This is a genomic window from Tindallia californiensis, from assembly GCF_900107405.1.
In the GTDB taxonomy this organism is placed as follows: domain Bacteria; phylum Bacillota; class Clostridia; order Peptostreptococcales; family Tindalliaceae; genus Tindallia; species Tindallia californiensis.
The window spans coordinates 161912-181401 of sequence record NZ_FNPV01000001.1; the positions used below are offsets into that span (position 1 = coordinate 161912).

The following is a 19490-nucleotide window of genomic DNA, read 5'->3' on the forward strand; positions in this document are numbered from 1 at the left end:
TTCATCCTTAAAAAAAGAATCTATTCTTGTCAACAAACATTCTATTTTTCATCATGTTTTCAAAGCGATCCGCTGGTACAGCCGGGCTATAATAATATCCCTGGATCATATCGCATCCTACTTTTAGAAGGAAGTTTTTTTCTACTTCCTCCTCAACTCCTTCCGCTACAACTTCTATACCTAACTGTTGGCACATTCCAACCATTGCCGCTACGATGGTTTGCTTGTCTGCGTTTTTTTCAATTCCAGAAACAAAGGAACGATCAATTTTCAGTTTATCTACTGGTAATCTGCTTAAAAGTGCCAAAGATGAGTAGCCTGTCCCAAAATCATCCATAGCCACTCGGATACCTAATTTTTTAATTCTCTTTAAACTATTAATTGCATACTCAATATCCACCATAGCCGTATTCTCTGTTATCTCTAACTCCAACATAGCAGGATCTGCTTCTGTTTCCGACAGAATCCATTTAATTTGATCATAAAGATCTGACTGTTGAAATTGAATAGGCGACAAATTAAAAGAAATCAATGCTTCTTGAAATCCTTTCTGCTTCCATTTTTCACTTTGTGCAAATACTCGCTTCATTGTGTATATACCTAAAGGAACCATCAGCCCACTTTCTTCTGCCGCAGGTATAAAAGTTCCGGGAGGTATCTGCCCCTTAACAACATGTTTCCATCGCATCAAACTTTCGGCTCCTTTTATTTCTCCTGTGGCAAGCTGTACTTGAGGTTGATAGTACATTTCAAACTCATATTGCTCTAACCCTTTCCTAATATCATTTTCCATCTCAAGCCTCACAAGCGTTTCTTTGTGCATATCTTCTGAATACAGGCGATACCTATTCTTTCCAAACTTTTTAGCTTGAAACATAGCCATCTCAGCATGCATAATCATTTGATCCGGATTATCGCCATCTCCTGGAAATAATCCAATCCCAATACTTACGGTCATATATACTTCTTGATTTTCTACATAAAATGGTTTTTCCAATGATTTCAGAATTTTTTCAGCTACTACAACCGCTGCATTCACATTAGTCACTGGGTTCACTAAAATGGCAAATTCATCACCTACTAATCTTGAAATGGTGTCTCCTTCCCTCATAACCTTTCGCAACCTATTCGAAAAAGCTTCAATCAACTGATCTCCTGCTAAATGCCCTAAAGTATCATTAATTCTTCTAAATCGATCAATATTTAAAATAAACACGGCAAATATACTTTTCTGCGACTTAGCTCTTGCCATTGCTACCGCCATTCGGTCAATCAGCAAAAATCGGTTTGGAAGTCCCGTTAACGCATCATGATATTTTTGATACTCTAACTTTTCTTCTGTTTTGACTCTCTCTGTTAAATCATTAAAAATAGAAACATAGTATTCTGTCTGTTCTTCCTTATTACGAATGGCTGTTATTGTAAGTAATTCCGGATACACTTCTCCATTTTTTCTTCTATTCCATATTTCACCACTCCAAAACCCTTCTAATTGAATGCTTTTCCACATGTTTTCGTAAAAGTTTTTAGTATGTCGATCTGATTTTAAGATGCGAGGATTTTTACCAATCACTTCATCAGCCGAATAACCAGTTATATCTGTGAATGCCGGATTCACCCACTCTATTCTTCCACCTGCATCCGTAACAACTACTCCTTCGATGGTATTTTCTAAAATCGCTTCTGACATTTTTAATCGTTGAAAAACCTCTTTTGACCCTTGCAAATCTATGACTGTGCCAATGACCGCTTGGCTACCCTGATAACTAATAAGACTAGCCATTACTTGAACTTCTATTTGATAACCTTGCTTATGCAATCCTTTTATTGTGTAAGGAGCTACTTTTTCTCCTTCTAATCTTCTTCTTAGGTTTTCAAAGACTCTCTTTCGTTCTTTCGGTACAGCAATTTTATCCGCCGGTTCACCTATTAGTTCCTTAGACTCATATCCAAAAATACTAGCCAATCGGTCATTCACATATACATATGTTTCATTCTGGATAATATAAATACCTGCCAGGCTTGTTCCTACAAGTTCCTGGAATCCATGTTCCCATTCCGTAGCTTTATTTTCAAGATTTTTAACATAGGTGCAGTCTAAAAAATATCCTTCTATGTTAACAGGGTCGTCACCAACGTAGTGCACATTTCCGTATTCAGATATATGCCTTATTTCTCCTTTTTTAGCAATAATTCGATATTCGATTCTATATTGACTCTCTTTACTAGCAATAGTTTCTCTTATCCTGGTATTAATAATCGGATAATCATCAGGATGAACCATTTTTGAGTATATTGCATGATCATCTGATGCAATCTTCGCCTCATATCCAAACTGGTTGAAATTGTCTGATAGATATGAAAAACCAAAATTATGATTGATCCTTCTGATAAAGTAAACAGCAGGTCCATGAAAATGATTTTTTACAAGTGAGTTTCCCTCTATTGATGACATATATCGTCCCTCCTGCATATGCATACTCCTCTTGTCTTCACTATTTTATATAGATTGAATTGTAACATACTGTCTCAACCGCCGCAATGAAGAGACCGCCAATACCTTATTTATCTTCTAAAAAGATTTCTTTGAATAAACCCGTGCCCCCAATAGCATAAATATAAAAAACATCACTAATTTTACGGTTATTTTAAGCCATAGAGTAATGTTTCTTACATGATGTGGTTCTATAATACGCCTCACCACACCAACAACTTTACATGATTGAACCAATGTCGGATCTTCTACTCTATTAGCATCACCCATTGTAACAAAACTTACTTCACCAACGCTTCCATTGCTCCATTTTTCTATCCCCACCACTCGATGTGTTGTGCAAGGCTTTTGACTTCTATAGCATAAATAAGTAATGATTTCATCAATTTGTATCATTTCAGCTTCTTTTTCTTTCACAATGATCAAAGAGCCATTCATGATAGTTGGCTCCATACTACTTCCATGTACAACATACATTCGATACCCTAAAATGCTTGGTGGAATATCACTATATTGAACAGAAAAACCTTCTATTAACCCATAAATAAAAACAGAGAAGCATATGACCATCAATATTATCCAGCAATCATTTTGATAATGACCTTCCGGCCTTATTTTACTTAAGTTAGTATTCAACATAGACCTTCACCCTTCCATGTTAAATTAAATTATTTTTCCGAATATTTTCACTTTAATTATCTCATATTTATCTTTCCTTATCAACGAACAGGTGGTGACTTTTAATTATCACATTAAAAATACTAAAAATAATTGTAGACTTGAAATTTTTGGGGTATTTGATATGATATAAAGTGAGTGATTCATCTGAATCTTTAGATATCACTCTCTATTGACAAAATTCCTACACATGAGAGGTGATGCTTATACTAATTCACTAAACTCCGCAAGGTTTTTGTTCGCAGAAAATGTTCAAGCTTACTAAAAGGAGGGTAAAAAGTGGATTCATTAATTCAACTTAGCGATTTTATTGGTGGTATAGTATGGGGGCCTCCCTTCCTCATCCTACTAGTGGGTACGGGTCTTTATCTAACAATTCGTTTAGGATTTTTTCAATTTACTCATTTAGGTCATGCTTGGAAACACACCTTTGGTGGAATGTTTAGCAAAGATAAGGAGAAAGAAGAAGAAGGCGGTGCTATTACTTCTTTCCAATCTGTAAGTTCAGCAATGGCGGCAACTATTGGCGTCGGTAATATAGCCGGTGTTGCAACCGCTATTTATCTTGGTGGGCCGGGAGCTGTATTCTGGATGTGGCTATCCGCTTTAGTAGGAATGGCTACTAAGTTTGGCGAAGCATCATTAGGGGTAAAATTTCGAAATACCAACCCTGATGGCACCTACTCCGGGGGTGTTATGCAGTATATCGAAAACGGTCTGGGAGCAAGCTGGAAGTGGCTCGCGGTTCTATATGCTATCTTTGCCGGCCTTGCAGCTCTGGGGATCGGGAATATGGTTCAATCCAATACCGTAGCTACTGCAATGGTTGAGTTCGGAATTGCTCCTTGGGTAAGTGGTATTGTCATTGTTGTACTGGTGGGTCTTGTAACTCTAGGCGGCATTGAACGTATTGCTCAGACGGCTGAAAAAATTGTTCCAACAATGGCAGTGATCTACATTGTTGGCTCACTAATTATACTCATTCTAAATATCACTGCAATACCAGCTGCTTTAAGAGACATATTCTATTATGCTTTTAATCCATATGCTGCCGGTGCCGGTGGTGCTGGTGTAGCCGTTGCCAGTACTATTCGTTTCGGTATCGCTCGTGGAGTTTTTTCGAATGAAGCAGGCCTTGGTGGCGCATCAATTGTCCATGCACAGGCAAAAAACTCTCCAAGTCGTCAAGGTATGTGGGGAATCTGGGAAGTATTCATCGATACCATTGTTGTTTGCTCAATGACCGCTTTAGTCATATTAACAACTGGTGCTCTCGGAACCGGAGAAACAGGCGCTGATCTTACCACAGCCGCTTTTAACAAAGGGCTTCCGGGACCTGGAGGCTATATTATCCTGATTTCCATCGTATTTTTTGCTTATACCACGATGCTTACCTGGTGTTTTTATGGAGAAAAAAGCTGGGAGTATATTTTCGGCAGTAAAGTTGTTCTTCCTTACCGGGTTATGTTTCTGGCATTTCTATTCGTCGGCGCTGTCGGAGGATTAGAAGTTATCTGGGGTGTTGCTGATACATTGAATGGTCTGATGATTGCACCTAACTTAATTGCCATGATTTTACTGGCTGGTGTTCTTGCTAAAGAAAAGAACAACTATATGGATACCTACAATCTTAAAAAGGATAAGTAACACATTTCAAAAAGAAGAGCCCATTCTGCAGCGGGCTCTTCTTTTTTGGGCTTTTATTTAATTTTCTCTATTCTTATCATTGCCTCATAACCATTCAAACTCACCTTCTCAAAATCTGAATCTTCCTTTGTTTGTATCGTTTGTGCTAGCGTTTCCTCCTTAATATAGTTTTCCCATAAATGAACAGCTTTTTTCACTTCGTCCTCTGAATTAAAAAATATCTCAATCTGATCCATTACCTCATATCCGTTACTCTTTCTCAATTGTTGTATTTTAGAAACAAACTCTCTGGCAAGACCTTCATTTGTCAACGCTTCGGTTAAAGTTGTATCTAAGATAACAAAGCGATTGTTTTCCATTTCTACAGTGAATCCTTCTTTTGCCGTGATACCAATCATTACCAACTCTTTTGAAACATCTCTTGTCTCTCCATTTATTTCTAGCTCAATACTTTCTCCCGATTCTAGCTTAGGCGCTACCTCATTAGCATTTAATGCAGTCAAGGACTGCCCAAAGGCTTTAATGTTTTTTCCTAAAATTGGTCCCGCCACTTTAAAGTCAGGCTTTAAACTAAAATCCATATATTCGTTAAGATCTTTTTCAAATATAACTTCTTTGACATTGAGCTCTTCTTTTAGCAAGGGAATTAAATGCGTAATATCTTTTTCATATTTACCATCGATATGAATCTTTTGAAGTGGTTGACGAACTTTTAGCCTAGTCTTCTCTCTAGCAGCTCTTCCTAAGGTTACCAGATCTCGGACAAGATCCATTCTCTCTTCTACTTTTTTATCAATTAAAGAGTTATCTGCTACTGGCAAGTAGGAAGTATGGACCGATTCGTCTCCTGTCAGGTTTTGGTATAACTCTTCTGTAACAAAGGGAGCAAAGGGCGCTGATAGCTGTATAACACCTACCAAAACTTCATAAGTTGTATTGTATACCGCTTTTTTATCTTCACTTAAATCCGAAGCCCAGAATCGCCTCCTAGCTCTTCGAATATACCAGTTAGAGAAGTCTTCATTAACAAAGTCCTGAATTTTTCTCACGGCTTTGGTTAAATCATAAACGTCCATCTCTTTTCGAACGTCTTCAACCAGATGATGATATTTTGATATAATCCAACGATCCAGCTCCGGTCTGTTTTCTTCAGGAATATCAAAACTCCTTGGATTGATGTTGTCTGTATTGGCATATAAGGTGAAAAAACTATAGATATTTTCCAGTGTTGAAAAAAACTTACTCTTTACTTCTTTCAGCCCCTCAATATCAAAGCGAGTGGGTGTCCAAGCCGGAGAAACATATAGCAAGTACCAACGTAAAATATCTGCTCCAAACCGGTCAAACAATTCAAATGGATCTACTGTATTCCCTTTTGACTTAGACATCTTTTGGCCTTCTTTATCCAGAATCAAATCATTTACAAGCACATTCTTATAAGGCGCTGTCCCTTTTACAAAACTTGATATGGCGAGCAAGGAATAGAACCAGCCTCTTGTCTGATCGATCCCTTCACAAATAAAATCGGCAGGAAATAACTTTTCATCAAATTCCGCTTCATTTTCGAAAGGATAATGCTGCTGTGCAAATGGCATTGAGCCACTATCAAACCAGCAGTCGATTACTTCAGGTACACGTTTCATTTCACCCTTACATTCTCCACACTTAAGATACACTTCATCAACATAAGGACGATGTAGTTCAATGGTTTCACTGATTTCCGTCATAGAATTTTCCACAAGTTCTTTTCTGGACCCAATAGATCTTTTAGCACCACATTCACAAACCCATATATTTAGCGGCGTTCCCCAATATCGATTTCTAGAAATAGCCCAGTCATTCAGATTCTCTAACCAGTTACCAAATCGTTTTTCTCCCACAAAATCCGGATACCAGTTAACGGCATTGTTGTTTTCTATTAACTGATCTTTAATTTTAGTCATTTCGATGTACCAGCTTGGCTTTCCATAATAAAGCAAGGGGGTGGAACACCTCCAGCAATGCGGATAATTATGTGCCAGTCTCTCTTTTTGGAATAGCTTCCCTTCCGATCTGAGCCACTTTACAATGTCAGGATCAGCATCTATGACAAATTGTCCTTTCCAGGGAGTTGCTGTATACTTCCCTTCCTGATCAACAGGTTGCAGCACTGGTAATCCATACGCTCGTCCTGTATGATAGTCATCCTCTCCGAAAGCGGGGGCCATGTGTACAATACCTGTTCCGTCGTCAGTAGTAACAAAGTCTCCAAGGGTTACAAAAAAAGCTTTTTTATCTGGTTGAACAAAGGGCATTAATTGTTCATATTCAATGTATTCCAATTCTTTACCCTTCAATTCTTGTATTACTTCGTACTCTTCTCCGATTACTTTTCCTACTAGGCTTTTTGCAACATAATAAATATTTCCTTCTGACTTCACCTTTAAATAATCTGTCTCTGGATTCACACATAAGGCGACATTAGAGGCAAGTGTCCAAGGTGTCGTTGTCCATACTAAAAAATATTCCTCTTTATCTTTTCGCTTGAAGGCTACTGTAACGGTTTCGCTTTTTATCTCTTTGTATCCTAAAGAAACTTCATGTGATGCAAGACCTGTGCCGCATCGTGGACAGTATGGAAGAATTTTATGACCATCATAGATATAGCCTTCTTCAAAAAATTTATTCAGGATCCACCATACTGACTCGATATAGTTATTATCCAATGTAATATAGGGATGATCCATATCGATGGCATACCCCATGCGCCTTGTCATTTCTCGCCACTGCTTTTCATAAGAGAATACGGATTCACGACACTTTTCATTAAATTCAGCAATACCATACTCTTCTATTTCTTGCTTACTACTTAAATTCAGCTGTTTTTCAACTTCTATTTCTACTGGTAGTCCATGTGTATCCCACCCTGCTTTTCTGCGAACTTGTTTTCCAAGCATTGTATGGTACCGACACACAGAATCTTTTAATGTTCGTGAAATAACATGATGAATACCTGGCTTTCCATTTGCTGTAGGTGGTCCTTCATAAAAAACAAAAGAGTCCTTCCCTTCACGACTGGTGATACTTTTTTCCAGTATCTTCGCTTCATCCCAGTACTGATTAATCTTGTTTTCTCTTTCAGCCACCGGTATCTGAGATAATTCCTTAAATTGACACATCAAGCTCATCCTTTCTCAGTTCATTTATTTCGTTCTTAAGAAGCAAAAAATCCCTGAGCTAAGCGCCCAGGGACGATTGTCAATCGCGGTACCACCCTGATTACAGTTCAAAAACTGTCTCTCAATGCCGTTATCGCCGGCTTACGAAAGCTCTTACATTTTTCAGAGCTTCAACTCCAAGGTGATCCATGCAAAGCTTTGTATGAACCTTTCAGCCCAGGGTTCATTCTCTGCTCACAAAATTCTTTGCAACGTCCTTATCATCGTTCTACTAATGATGTTTACCAATTATATCGATATATTCTTTTTAAGTCAAGTTACTGAACACAGAAATGACTTCTAAAAAATCCAACATTAATTTATCGTAAAAAAGTATTGTTTATTTATGCGTATCTGTCATCCATCGGCAAGCTGAAAAAGAACCTCGAACCTTCGTTCACAACACTATCAACCCATATTTCTCCCTGGTGACCATCGACAATACGCTTTGCTATTGCCAGACCTAAACCTGTGCTTTTTTCATTTTCTGTTGGCCTGGTGCTAAGTTTACTAAACTCAGAAAACACCTGGTCAATTTCATCCATTGGAATTCCAGGCCCTTCATCTGAAACACATGTTAGGAGATATCGATCACGCTGTGTTACTTTAACACATATTTTTGTTTCTTTATAAGAAAACTTGATGGCATTCCCTATTAAATTATTAACAACTTGCATGATCTTGTTTCGATCATAGTAAAGCATTAAAGGTTTATCCGATAAAATCAGTTCCATTTTAATATCTTTTTTTACAGCTAATGGTTGATTAATCATAACACTTTCTCTTATCGTTTCTGCATAGTCATGGTAACCTATATTTAATTCCAGCTTTCCACTTTCAATACGGCTAATTTCAAGCAAATCATCTACCAAACGACTCATGTATTCACTAACCTCATAAATATCCTTCAAAAACAACCGTTGTTCATCAGTCATTTTATCTGAATCATCCAGTAAAAACCACGACACGTTCTGGATCGCACTGATAGGATTTCGCAAATCATGTGTGACTGTTCCAAGAAATTTATTTTTTAATAATATGGCTTCTTTTAATTCACGCCGTTGTTCTTCAATTTCCGTTATATCATCTACTACCACCATAACCATGCTCTTTTTTTCATAATATATATGCCGCGTAGTAAACACAAAAGTTTTCTCTACTTTTTTGCCATTTATATATAAGTGGCGAGTTACTTTCTCTTTATAAGTAGGTATTTGATGTTTAAGAACTTTAAAAAGTCCTTTCCTAAAATCACATAAATCACAGAAAGAAGTATGCTGACAATTCTTGTTTTCTTCAATAGCATGACTGCAGTTTATAGCATTCCCAAATATTTGATGCGTCATATTTTTAATATCTTTTCCGAAAGACTCTTCCACCGCACCATTAACACACTGGATTCTTAACTGCTGATCCAGTATAAATATTAGCGAAGTTATGTGATTTAAAAGTGTATTTAGAAATTCGTTTGATTCTTTCAATTGATTCAGATCAACTTTCATTCAATAACTCCTTTTCACATTTCTTCTAGCTAATTTTTTGAATAACATACCTCGTCTACAAAATTGTATGGTCACTCAGTAAATCTCTCAACAATCCGTTTTCGATACATTTTATCACTGGCCTTGTAGGATAGCCATCATGTAAACGGATAACAATCCCTATTTCTCCGTTGTTCAATCTAACCTTAGTACCTAAAGGATATCTACCAGTTCAAGTACTAAGCAAGGGATAGGGCTATTTCCATCATATCGTTGAAGGTCTTTTGCCGCTCTTCCGACGTAGTTTGTTCCCCGGTAATAAAATGATCACTAACCGTTAAAACAGATAGGGCTTTAACACCATATTTCGCTGCCAATGAGTATAGTTCTGCCGTTTCCATCTCAACTGCTAACACGCCATAAGAAGCCCACATTTTCCATTCTTCAGGATCTTCATGGTAAAAGTTGTCTGAGGTCAACACCGAACCTACTTTAGGATCCAATCCTTTTGTTCTAGCTGTTTCAACTGCCTTTTCTAGCAAACTAAAGTTTGCTGTTGGCGCAAAATTTCGTTGCGGAAATCGTATGTTATTAACATTAGAATCTGTATTCGCACTCATGGCAATAATAATATCACGAATCGCTACCTCTTCCTGTAACGATCCACAACTTCCAATTCGAATTAAATTTTTAACGTTATACTCTCGTATCAGCTCGTTTACATAGATTGATATCGAAGGAATTCCCATTCCTGTACCACTAACAGACACCCTTTTTCCCTTATAGTAACCTGTAAATCCATACATTCCTCTTACTTCATTGAAGCAAACAGCTTCTTCTAAATAATTATCTGCAATATGCTTTGCTCTCAAAGGGTCTCCTGGCAATAAAATTGTTTCGGCAACTTCACCTGGTTTCGCTGAAATATGAATACTCATCAATTGACACTCCTATTCCTATGAAAATTTAGATAATACTTACCGCAGAAATTAATGCGGCGAAGGTGGAAAAGATCATCATAACCGCAACAATAATGGCAATCATTTTCCTGACTCTAGCGGGCAATTTCACCACTCCTCTTAATTCTTTTTAATAATCCTTTCTGCTAAATTATTCTATCATATTTCGCTGCTGTTTCAAACTGAAACAAACTTGAATTCAATTTGATCCGTATTTATAAAAAAGGCTTCATCTCATCCTTTATTGATGCAAACCCTCTCGGTTTTTTCATCATAAAACCTAGCAACAATGCCTGTTTCAGGAGTTTCTAGTAAAAGATTAATCGGTTTTTCAACTGGAAAGTACATAATGGGTTCATTCTTTTTTCTCCCCATCGGCAACACATGCTCCGACTGATAGGAGACCACCAGTTTTATTTTTTTCTTGCTTCTCTGCTGATAATATGCTGCATATGCCTCCAGACTAGTTGCTTCATAAATCATTGTTGAGGAATGTTCCATCGCTTTACTGCCATATAAATAATTTAACAAATCGATAAAATAATATTTATCGTCTTGTTTAACATAGTTAAACACATGCCCTCCTTCTTCATCACTGCAAGCAATAAATCCCACCTCTGTATACTTTCCTTTTAGCAAATAATTAAGTAGGCTTGACAGGGCACCACAATTCCCTTCATTAGCCATGATTGCTTCTGGTCCTGTGAGGTTGTAATGCCATATCATTGGCGGCTGACAAATCCTAATATCTCCAATTTTAGGTCTAAAAAAAGAGGCTCTTACATAAAAAATCGTTTCCAGCACCGTATGTATATTTTCCCTAAGAAATGCTGGATCTTTTGGAAATCGACGCATTTCATTGATGCTATATCTGCTATTTCCAAGGCATTCTGGAGAAACATGATATACTCCGGGGGCTACTTTCGATAGCCATCTCAATAATAGTTTTGTCATGCTTGAATTACCTAACATCGATTTCATTCGTATCGCCTCATTCATCAAAATAGTTTACGCATTCCTAGCTTATTGACATTAACTACCCATTCTATTTTGAATATATTCTTCAATGTTTACGTTTGAAAGAAAAAAACCGCCTTATACAGGGCGGCTGATCGTTTTTCTTAATGGATGGTTCTATCTCCATCATTTTTCTGGTCCGGAAACTCTTCTTCCATCCATTCATCCAACATATATTGAATTTCCAAACTGTATATTGAACCTTTCGCCACCTTCTTAGCTTCTTCATCAAAAAGATCCAAAAGCTTTTCAGCTTCATCTTCTGTAATTTTGCAGCTAATTTCATGGATTTTTTCTTTAATCCTTTCTCGATTTCTTCTTTCCACGGAACATCCTCCCTTCTATTCATCAAAATTCATAAATTTTACCCTTTATTGAATAACACTCATGATCGATTAAACCAAATAATGCATAAATCTGGTCGCTACAGTAAAATATATAGTTAACCCGACAATGTCATTAACAGTCGTTATAAACGGTCCGGATGCTACCGCCGGATCTATTTTCAGCTTTGTCATTATCAATGGTACTACCGTTCCTGCCAAAGTAGCAACAAATAGTGTAATGGACAAGGAGAGTCCTATTACAAAACCAAGCATCATACTTCTTTGCCATAAAGCAGCAATAATACTGATCAAAACACCATTTACTATTCCTATTATTACTCCTACAATCGCTTCTCTTTTTAGTAACTTCCAGACGTTTTTTCCAGAAAACTGACCCATCGTTAAGCCACGCACAACCACCGCCAGTGATTGTGTCCCTGTATTTCCAGCCATATCTGCAATCATAGGAATAAATACAGCCAAAACAACTACGGCATCTAACGTTTCTTCAAACCGATCAATAATATTACCTGCTAAAACCCCTACTCCGAGTAACAATACCAGCCATGGGATTCTGTTCATTGAAGCTTTAATTGGTCCTATGCTAAGATCCTGAAGGCCATCTTCAGAACCCGAAATACCACCAAATTTCATCATGTCTTCCGATGCTTCTTCTTCAATTACTTCAATAGCATCGTCTACTGTAACAACTCCTACCATTTTTTCACCTTTTATAACAGGCAATGCCAAAAACCCGTAGTTCCCCATTGTTTTGGCCACTTCTTCCTGATCCATGTCAACAGGAACAGAAACGACCCGTTCAGACATTATATCTTCCACCATCGTTTCAGGATTTGCTACAATCAGCTCCCGTAAGGAAACAACTCCTATAAGTCTATGGCTATCATCCACCACAAATAAATAGTAGATCGATTCAGCATCAGGTGCTAAATTTCTCAATCTGCTTATCGCTCTTTCTACTGTATCATATTGATAAAGAAAAAAGTAATCTATGGTCATCAAACCACCAGCAGTATTATCTGGATATCTTAAAAGCTGACGAATGTCACTCGCTATCTCTTGATCTAACTTGCTTAGAATCTCTTCTTTTTCCGCTTCATTTAATTCTCCCAAATAATCTGCAGCATCGTCAGGAGCCATCCGTTCAATAATTCGAGCACCTCGAACAAGGCCTATCGTCTCCAACAAAGATTGCTGTTCTTCGTGATCCAATTCTTCCAGAATATCAGCAAGCTCTTCATCCGTTAGCTTTGAAAATATCTTTCTTTCTTCTTCATCAAGATTTAATAGGGCTTGCGCCATATCATAGGGATGTATCTCGTCCAGAATATGGCGCAAGGTTTCTGCATCTTCATTCCGAATCGCTTCAACAATTTCATTATTTAACTCCTCGCTTAACCCTGGCATCCGATCCCTCCCATCTTAAAATTATCTAAAATATAACATACATGTTTCTACTGGTCAACGGACAGACAAAGATATGGTCAATCGTTAATCGATTTCTTGTTCCTGAAAATCAGTCAAGGATAATTGAAATCTTTCAAACAGCCTTAAAGTGGCATGAATCGGCAATCCTACAACGTTGTAGTAACAGCCCTCTATTGACTTAACCAGTAAAGCTCCTTCTTCTTGAATCGCATAACCTCCCGCTTTATCATCATAATGAGCGTTTTTTAAGTACCAGTCCATTTCTTGTTCATTAAGAAGTCTAAACAAAACCTTTGTACATTCCACCGTAGTTTCTGCTTGGCAAGTGCTAGTGTTTATCATAGTCACAGCTGTCATCACTTGATGCATCTTCCCAGAAAAAGCCGCTAACATTTCTTTCATTTCTTCTTCATTGTTCGGTTTCCCATATATTATATTGCTCTGAACAACAACCGTATCAGCACCTAATACCAATTTTTTTTCATTCCAATGTTTTTTTGCCACCTCATTTGCCTTTTCGTAACTCAAAAGTCTAATTCTTTCACTAATTGAACGACAGGCATTTTTTTCTATTATCTCATTTTCATTCACATCACTTTTCTCAACGCTGTGGACAATTTTCAGTTTACTCAGTATTTCTTGACGCCTGGGTGACTGTGAAGCTAGTATCAGTTTCATCTTATCCCTCTTCCATCTAAATGTTTTTCCAATAGATACCAAGTTCTCAACCTGTTCATTTGAATTTTTTCTGTTATAATTATAGATATCAAAACCATAGAAGTCAAAGGGGGATTTTCATGCCAACCAATGTTCGACGCATTTTTGTCGAAAAGAAACCAGCTTTCCAATTGGAAGCAAATAGATTGTTGAAAGATTTGCGAGAGAGCTTATCCATAAGCTCATTAAATACGCTTCGGATCTTAAATCGCTATGATATCGAAGGAATTTCCGACTCAGATTTTGAAAAAGCAAAAGGAATGATCTTTTCAGAACCCCCAGTGGATGATGTGTATGACGAAACATTCAATTTCAACGATGCTTCTACTGTCTTTGCAACAGAGCTGATCCCCGGTCAGTACGACCAGCGAGCTGATTCAGCTGAGCAATGTATTCAGTTATCTACAAAGGATCATCGACCAAATGTTGCTGTTGCTAAGGTATATGTTTTATATGGTGAATTGAGCCAAAGTGAAATAGTGTCTATCAAAAATTATCTAATCAATCCTATTGAATCCAGAGAAGCTTCATTAAAAAAACCGCTAACGCTTACGATGGATATGCCAAACCCTAAGCCAGTAAAAGTAATCGATGGATTTATTCAATTCACACCAAAGGAACTACATAGTTTAAGTGAGGAAATGGGTATGGCTATGAGTCATGAAGACTTGCTCTACTGTCAAAACTATTTCCGTAGTGAAGAAAAAAGAGATCCCAGTATTACTGAACTTAAAATGATTGACACGTACTGGTCCGACCATTGTCGTCATACTACTTTTATGACTAAAATCGATCATGTTGATTTCGAAGAAAGCCCATTGACCAATCCCATCAAAAATACCTATCATCAGTACTTAAATAACCGCAAAAAAGTCTATGGTGAAAGACTGGAGGAAAAATATCCCTGCTTAATGGATCTGGCAACCCTTTCCATGAAAGCCTTGCGAAAAGAAGGATTGTTGGACGACTTGGAAGTATCCGAAGAAATAAATGCTTGTAGCATTCATGTACCAGTTATCGTTGATGGAAATACAGAAGAATGGTTGGTAATGTTTAAAAACGAAACCCATAACCATCCCACCGAAATTGAACCTTTTGGTGGTGCCGCAACTTGTCTGGGTGGGGCCATTCGCGACCCACTGTCCGGTCGCTCTTATGTGTATCAGGCTATGAGAATTAGCGGCTCTGGTGATCCACTATCCCCTATCTCCGATACCATACCAGGTAAACTGCCACAAAAGAAAATCACTCAGGAAGCTGCCAACGGGTATAGCTCTTATGGAAACCAAATCGGCCTTGCAACGGGCCATGTTCGAGAAATATATCACCCCGGATATGTAGCCAAAAGAATGGAGCTAGGTGCTGTGATTGCCGCCGCACCCAAAAGCCATGTTTTACGAAAATCCCCTTCACCTGGTGATGTTATTATATTAGTTGGTGGTCGAACAGGACGGGATGGTTGCGGAGGAGCCACCGGATCATCAAAAGAACATGACGAACATTCTCTCGCCAATTGTGGTGCCGAAGTTCAAAAAGGAAACGCTCCAACAGAGCGAAAAATCCAAAAACTCTTTAGAAACCCTAAGGTGAGTACACTTATTAAAAAATGTAACGATTTTGGAGCAGGTGGCGTTGCTGTTGCTATTGGAGAACTAGCCGATGGACTCGACATCGATCTGGATCAAGTGCCTAAAAAATACGAAGGGTTAGATGGAACCGAACTGGCTATCTCTGAGTCACAGGAAAGAATGGCCGTTGTGTTGGATCCAAAAAATGTTGATATTTTCATTGAAGAATCAGCAAAAGAAAACCTGGAAGCTACTCCTGTTGCCATTGTAACTGATACAAGACGACTTACGATGAAATGGAGAAAGGATACCATTGTAAATCTTTCACGAGATTTTCTCGACACAAACGGTGTCAAACAACAGGTTTCTATGAAGATTAGCGCCCCAAATCCAGAGAAAAACCCCTTGCTCTCTATGCCGGTATCCATTCATTCATCCTTAACTAACGAAAAGCTCGAGTGGGAAAGTGTATGGAAAACCAATCTGGAAGATTTAAACGTATGTAGTCAAAAGGGATTAATCGAAAAGTTCGATAACTCCGTAGGTGCCGCTACAACAATAATGCCTTTAGGCGGTAAAAATCAACTAACACCTGCTGAAGGAATGTCCGCAAAGATACCTGTGCTACATGGAGAGACCTCCACAGCAACGATTATGACAGCAGGCTTCAATCCTTTTGTTTCTTCTTGGAGTCCTTATCATGGTGGTTTTCTAGCTGTTATTGAATCACTTTCTAGGTTAGTAGCTATGGGGGGGGACTTCTCAAAATCCAGGCTTACTTTGCAGGAGTATTTCGAAAAACCAGGAAATGATCCAGAACGTTGGGGAAAACCAATGGCTGCATTACTCGGTGCTTACGCGGTACAAAGCCAGTTATCCATTCCAGCCATCGGAGGAAAAGATAGCATGTCCGGTACCTTTAAAGATATGGATGTACCGCCTACCTTGGTCTCTTTTGCTGTGGATGCACAAGAAGCTCAACATATTATATCACCAGAGTTTAAGGATAGTTCAAAACCAGTAATGCTAACTAGAGCAGAGTATTCCGATACATCGCTTCCAAATTTGGATCAGCTGCAAACCATCTACTCCACTATTCACTCTATGATAAAAAATGGAGAAATCGTTTCAGCTAAAACCGTTGGTGTCGGCGGTGTTGCTGCAACCGTCTCTCAAATGTGTTTTGGTAACGATATAGGGTTTTCTTTTCACGATCCCATCCCCTTATCACCAAAAGAATTATGGTTAGCAGATCCAGCAAGCTTCATTTTAGAAATGAAAGACGAAGCGGCTGCCGAAAAGTTGTTTCATCTGATTCCAACTTATCATCTTGGTCAAACAAGCACAGAGAAAACCATCAATATAAAAGGAACCAAAATGGACTTAGAAAACTTGAAACATTCATGGGAAAAAACATTAGAGCCAATTTTTCCAACCAAATTTAATTCACCTAAAGATACTCTATCCATTCCTTCCTACCAGCCAAAAAATCGGATAAAACCAAGAGTAGCTTATGCTAAACCTAGAGCTGTCATTCCCATATTCCCAGGTACAAACAGCGAGTACGACACCGCTCTGGCTTTAGAAAAAGCAGGTGGCCTTTCAGAGTCAATTATCATCCGAAACCTTTCTTCCAGAGATATCGAAGAAAGTGTAGAAAGAATGGTTCAGGGGATTCAAAATTCCCAAATGGTTATTATTCCCGGTGGTTTTAGTGCTGGCGACGAACCAGATGGTTCAGGAAAGTTCATCAATGTATTTTTTAGAAATCCACGTATTCAAGAATCTATCCATGAACTATTAAAGAACCGTGACGGATTAATGTTGGGCATATGTAACGGGTTTCAAGCTTTAATAAAGCTAGGATTAGTACCTTTTGGTGAGATCAGACCTTTAGACGCTCATTCGCCTACACTAACCTTTAACGAGATTGGCCGTCATGTATCCTGTATGGTGAATACTCGCATTAGCTCTACTTTAACACCCTGGTTTTCTCTGATGGAAGTTGGTGATGTTCATACACTACCAGTATCTCATGGAGAAGGACGCTTTATTGCTAGTGAAAAAGATCTTTCTGCTTGGATAGAAGCAGGTCAAATCACGACTCAATATGTCAACGACAAAGGTCATCCATCCATGAATATAGCTTTTAATCCAAATGGTTCCTTTCATGCAGTAGAATCTCTTTGCAGTCCAGATGGAAGAGTGTTAGGAAAAATGGCTCATACAGAAAGAACCGGAATTCATGTCGCTAAGAACATCCCTGGGAATAAACATCAAAGATTATTTGAATCTGGAGTTTACTATTATAAATAAACCTTATGGTAAGGGGGATCCTATGTCAAAAAAATGGTTTTATGAAAAGCACAGTCCATCAACCGTTTATGGGTATGAAGTATCACCTGTTTACGAAGAAAAGACTAAATTTCAGCATTTACAAATTGCTGACAATGAACATTTTGGAAGAATGCTTATTTTAGATGAAGTTGTGCAGACAACTGAAAAAGAAGAGTTTATTTATCACGAAATGATGAGCCACCTTCCTATCATGGCATTAAATCGACCAGTTCAATCGATTCTGATCATTGGTGGTGGTGACGGTGGAATTCTCAAACAATGTCTAAAACACGAAAGCTTAAAACGGATTACGATGGTGGATATTGATCAACGAGTAATTGAAATAAGTAAGGAAATGCTCTTCTTTTCCGATGCTTTTGATGATCCCAGGTTTGAACTTATTGTTGGTGATGGTGCGGCCTATGTCGCTGGTGAAATTGCTCAAAGTCGAAAATTCGATGTCATCATCGTCGATTCTCCAGACCCTATCGGTCCAGCTAAAATTTTATTTGAAATGCCTTTTTATCAGGATATCCGGAAGTGTCTAAATGATGATGGTGTAATGGTCCGACAAGCTGGTGTACCCGTGTTTCAAGCTCCAGAATTGAAAGAAGCTGTCGAGAGAGTTGCACGGTGCTTTCCAAAAGTAGAAGTGTACAGAGGAGTCGTTCCTGTTTATGGAGGAGATATGGCTTTTGTTATTGCCTCCGCTGATGGTCACAGTTGTAAAACTCCAAGAACTAAATTTACTGGTAATTATTATAATAAGCCATTTCATCAAGCTGCCTTTTCACTTCCTACTTGGTGGTATGATTTAACCGGCCTTACCATGGATGAATAAAGGAAAGGGGCATTCATTTGACTAAAAAAGAAAATGGTAATAAAGATCAACGAATGGCTTTATTAATAGACGGAGATAATGCTCAACCTTCTTTAATCGCTAAAATGCTAACAGAAGCTGGTAAATATGGCGCTGTTACTATTAAACGGATTTATGGAGATTGGACAACTCCTGAAATGAAAAGTTGGAAAGAGTCTTTAAATAACCATGCTTTCCAGCCAATTCAACAGTTTCGTTATACTGTTGGTAAAAACGCAACTGATAGCGCTCTAATTATTGATGCAATGGATATACTCCACGGCAGATTAGTGGACGGATTTGCCATTGTGTCCAGCGATAGCGATTATACTCGTTTAGCTACTCGCATACGAGAGAACGGTACTTTTGTGATGGGAATTGGCGAACAAAAAACACCGAAAGCTTTCGTAAATGCATGCGACATCTTTATCTATACTGAAAACATCGCTCCAAAAGACTCAAAATCAACGAGTAAATCATCTAATAATCGAAAAAAAGAGAAAACAAAAGACTCTGTTTTAATGGATTTATTAAAAGAAGCCTACGAAATGGTTGTTCAGGAAGATGGATGGACTCATCTCGGCTCTCTGGGAAAAGCATTGTTGCAGCTTGATCCTGGTTTTGATCCAAGAAGTTATGGGTTTCGTCAGCTTTCACAACTGATTGAAGCCTTCCCAAAATATTTTCAGCTTAAAAGAATGGATGATGTTGGCCCCAGTAGTGTCTATGTTAAATTAATCGAGTAAAAGAAAGCTGACAGC

Annotated in this window: 13 protein-coding genes and 1 other annotated feature; of the genes, 4 read left to right on the forward strand and 9 right to left on the reverse strand. The window is 38.2% G+C overall.

The window, feature by feature from the left end:
- Positions 1-7 precede the first annotated feature (7 nt).
- Together BLV55_RS00805 and BLV55_RS00810 are read right to left on the reverse strand one after the other, a co-directional pair.
- Positions 8-2455, reverse strand: a complete 2448-nt coding sequence (locus BLV55_RS00805) for a sensor domain-containing protein (protein WP_176968191.1) — start codon at positions 2453-2455, stop codon at positions 8-10.
- A 117-nt stretch (positions 2456-2572) separates the two neighbouring features.
- Positions 2573-3133: a signal peptidase I gene (locus BLV55_RS00810; protein ID WP_093309952.1), complete on the reverse strand. Its 561-nt coding sequence runs from the start codon at positions 3131-3133 to the stop codon at positions 2573-2575.
- A 318-nt stretch (positions 3134-3451) separates the two neighbouring features.
- On the opposite strand from BLV55_RS00810, the gene BLV55_RS00815 reads away from it, so the two are divergent.
- Complete coding sequence (locus tag BLV55_RS00815) at positions 3452-4819, forward strand: alanine/glycine:cation symporter family protein (RefSeq protein ID WP_093309954.1); 1368 nt, start codon at positions 3452-3454, stop codon at positions 4817-4819.
- A gap of 53 nt (positions 4820-4872) precedes the next feature.
- Here the strand turns inward: BLV55_RS00815 and ileS are convergent, their stop codons facing one another.
- The 7 genes from ileS to BLV55_RS00850 all read right to left on the reverse strand — a co-directional run bounded on the left by ileS (position 4873) and on the right by BLV55_RS00850 (position 13926).
- Positions 4873-7977: an isoleucine--tRNA ligase gene (ileS, locus tag BLV55_RS00820; RefSeq protein ID WP_093309956.1), complete on the reverse strand. Its 3105-nt coding sequence runs from the start codon at positions 7975-7977 to the stop codon at positions 4873-4875.
- 65 nt (positions 7978-8042) lie between these two features.
- Positions 8043-8250, reverse strand: a binding site (T-box leader).
- Between the two features lie 110 nt (positions 8251-8360).
- On the reverse strand, positions 8361-9518 hold the full coding sequence (locus BLV55_RS00825; RefSeq protein WP_093309957.1) for a sensor histidine kinase: 1158 nt from the start codon (positions 9516-9518) through the stop codon (positions 8361-8363).
- A 218-nt stretch (positions 9519-9736) separates the two neighbouring features.
- Positions 9737-10435 carry a purine-nucleoside phosphorylase gene (deoD, locus tag BLV55_RS00830; RefSeq protein ID WP_093309959.1) on the reverse strand — a complete coding sequence of 233 codons (699 nt, stop codon included), beginning with the start codon at positions 10433-10435 and terminating at the stop codon, positions 9737-9739.
- A gap of 255 nt (positions 10436-10690) precedes the next feature.
- Positions 10691-11437 (reverse strand): hypothetical protein, encoded by a 747-nt coding sequence (locus BLV55_RS00835; protein WP_093309961.1) that lies wholly within the window; start codon positions 11435-11437, stop codon positions 10691-10693.
- 140 nt (positions 11438-11577) lie between these two features.
- Positions 11578-11799 carry a hypothetical protein gene (locus tag BLV55_RS00840; RefSeq protein WP_093309963.1) on the reverse strand — a complete coding sequence of 74 codons (222 nt, stop codon included), beginning with the start codon at positions 11797-11799 and terminating at the stop codon, positions 11578-11580.
- A gap of 69 nt (positions 11800-11868) precedes the next feature.
- Positions 11869-13227, reverse strand: coding sequence for a magnesium transporter (gene mgtE, locus BLV55_RS00845; RefSeq protein WP_093309964.1), 1359 nt, complete (start codon positions 13225-13227; stop codon positions 11869-11871).
- Between the two features lie 84 nt (positions 13228-13311).
- Complete coding sequence (locus BLV55_RS00850; RefSeq protein ID WP_093309965.1) at positions 13312-13926, reverse strand: Maf family protein; 615 nt, start codon at positions 13924-13926, stop codon at positions 13312-13314.
- A 119-nt stretch (positions 13927-14045) separates the two neighbouring features.
- Here BLV55_RS00850 and BLV55_RS00855 point away from each other — a divergent pair, with 119 nt between their 5' ends.
- From BLV55_RS00855 to BLV55_RS00865, 3 genes are read left to right on the forward strand one after another with little or no spacing between them, the layout of a single operon-like run.
- Positions 14046-17849 carry a phosphoribosylformylglycinamidine synthase gene (locus BLV55_RS00855; RefSeq protein ID WP_093309968.1) on the forward strand — a complete coding sequence of 1268 codons (3804 nt, stop codon included), beginning with the start codon at positions 14046-14048 and terminating at the stop codon, positions 17847-17849.
- 22 nt (positions 17850-17871) lie between these two features.
- Positions 17872-18711, forward strand: coding sequence for a polyamine aminopropyltransferase (gene speE / locus BLV55_RS00860; protein WP_176968192.1), 840 nt, complete (start codon positions 17872-17874; stop codon positions 18709-18711).
- A gap of 17 nt (positions 18712-18728) precedes the next feature.
- Entirely contained in the window at positions 18729-19475 is a 747-nt protein-coding gene (locus tag BLV55_RS00865) for an NYN domain-containing protein (RefSeq protein ID WP_207645994.1), read from the forward strand.
- The last annotated feature ends 15 nt before the right edge of the window (positions 19476-19490 follow it).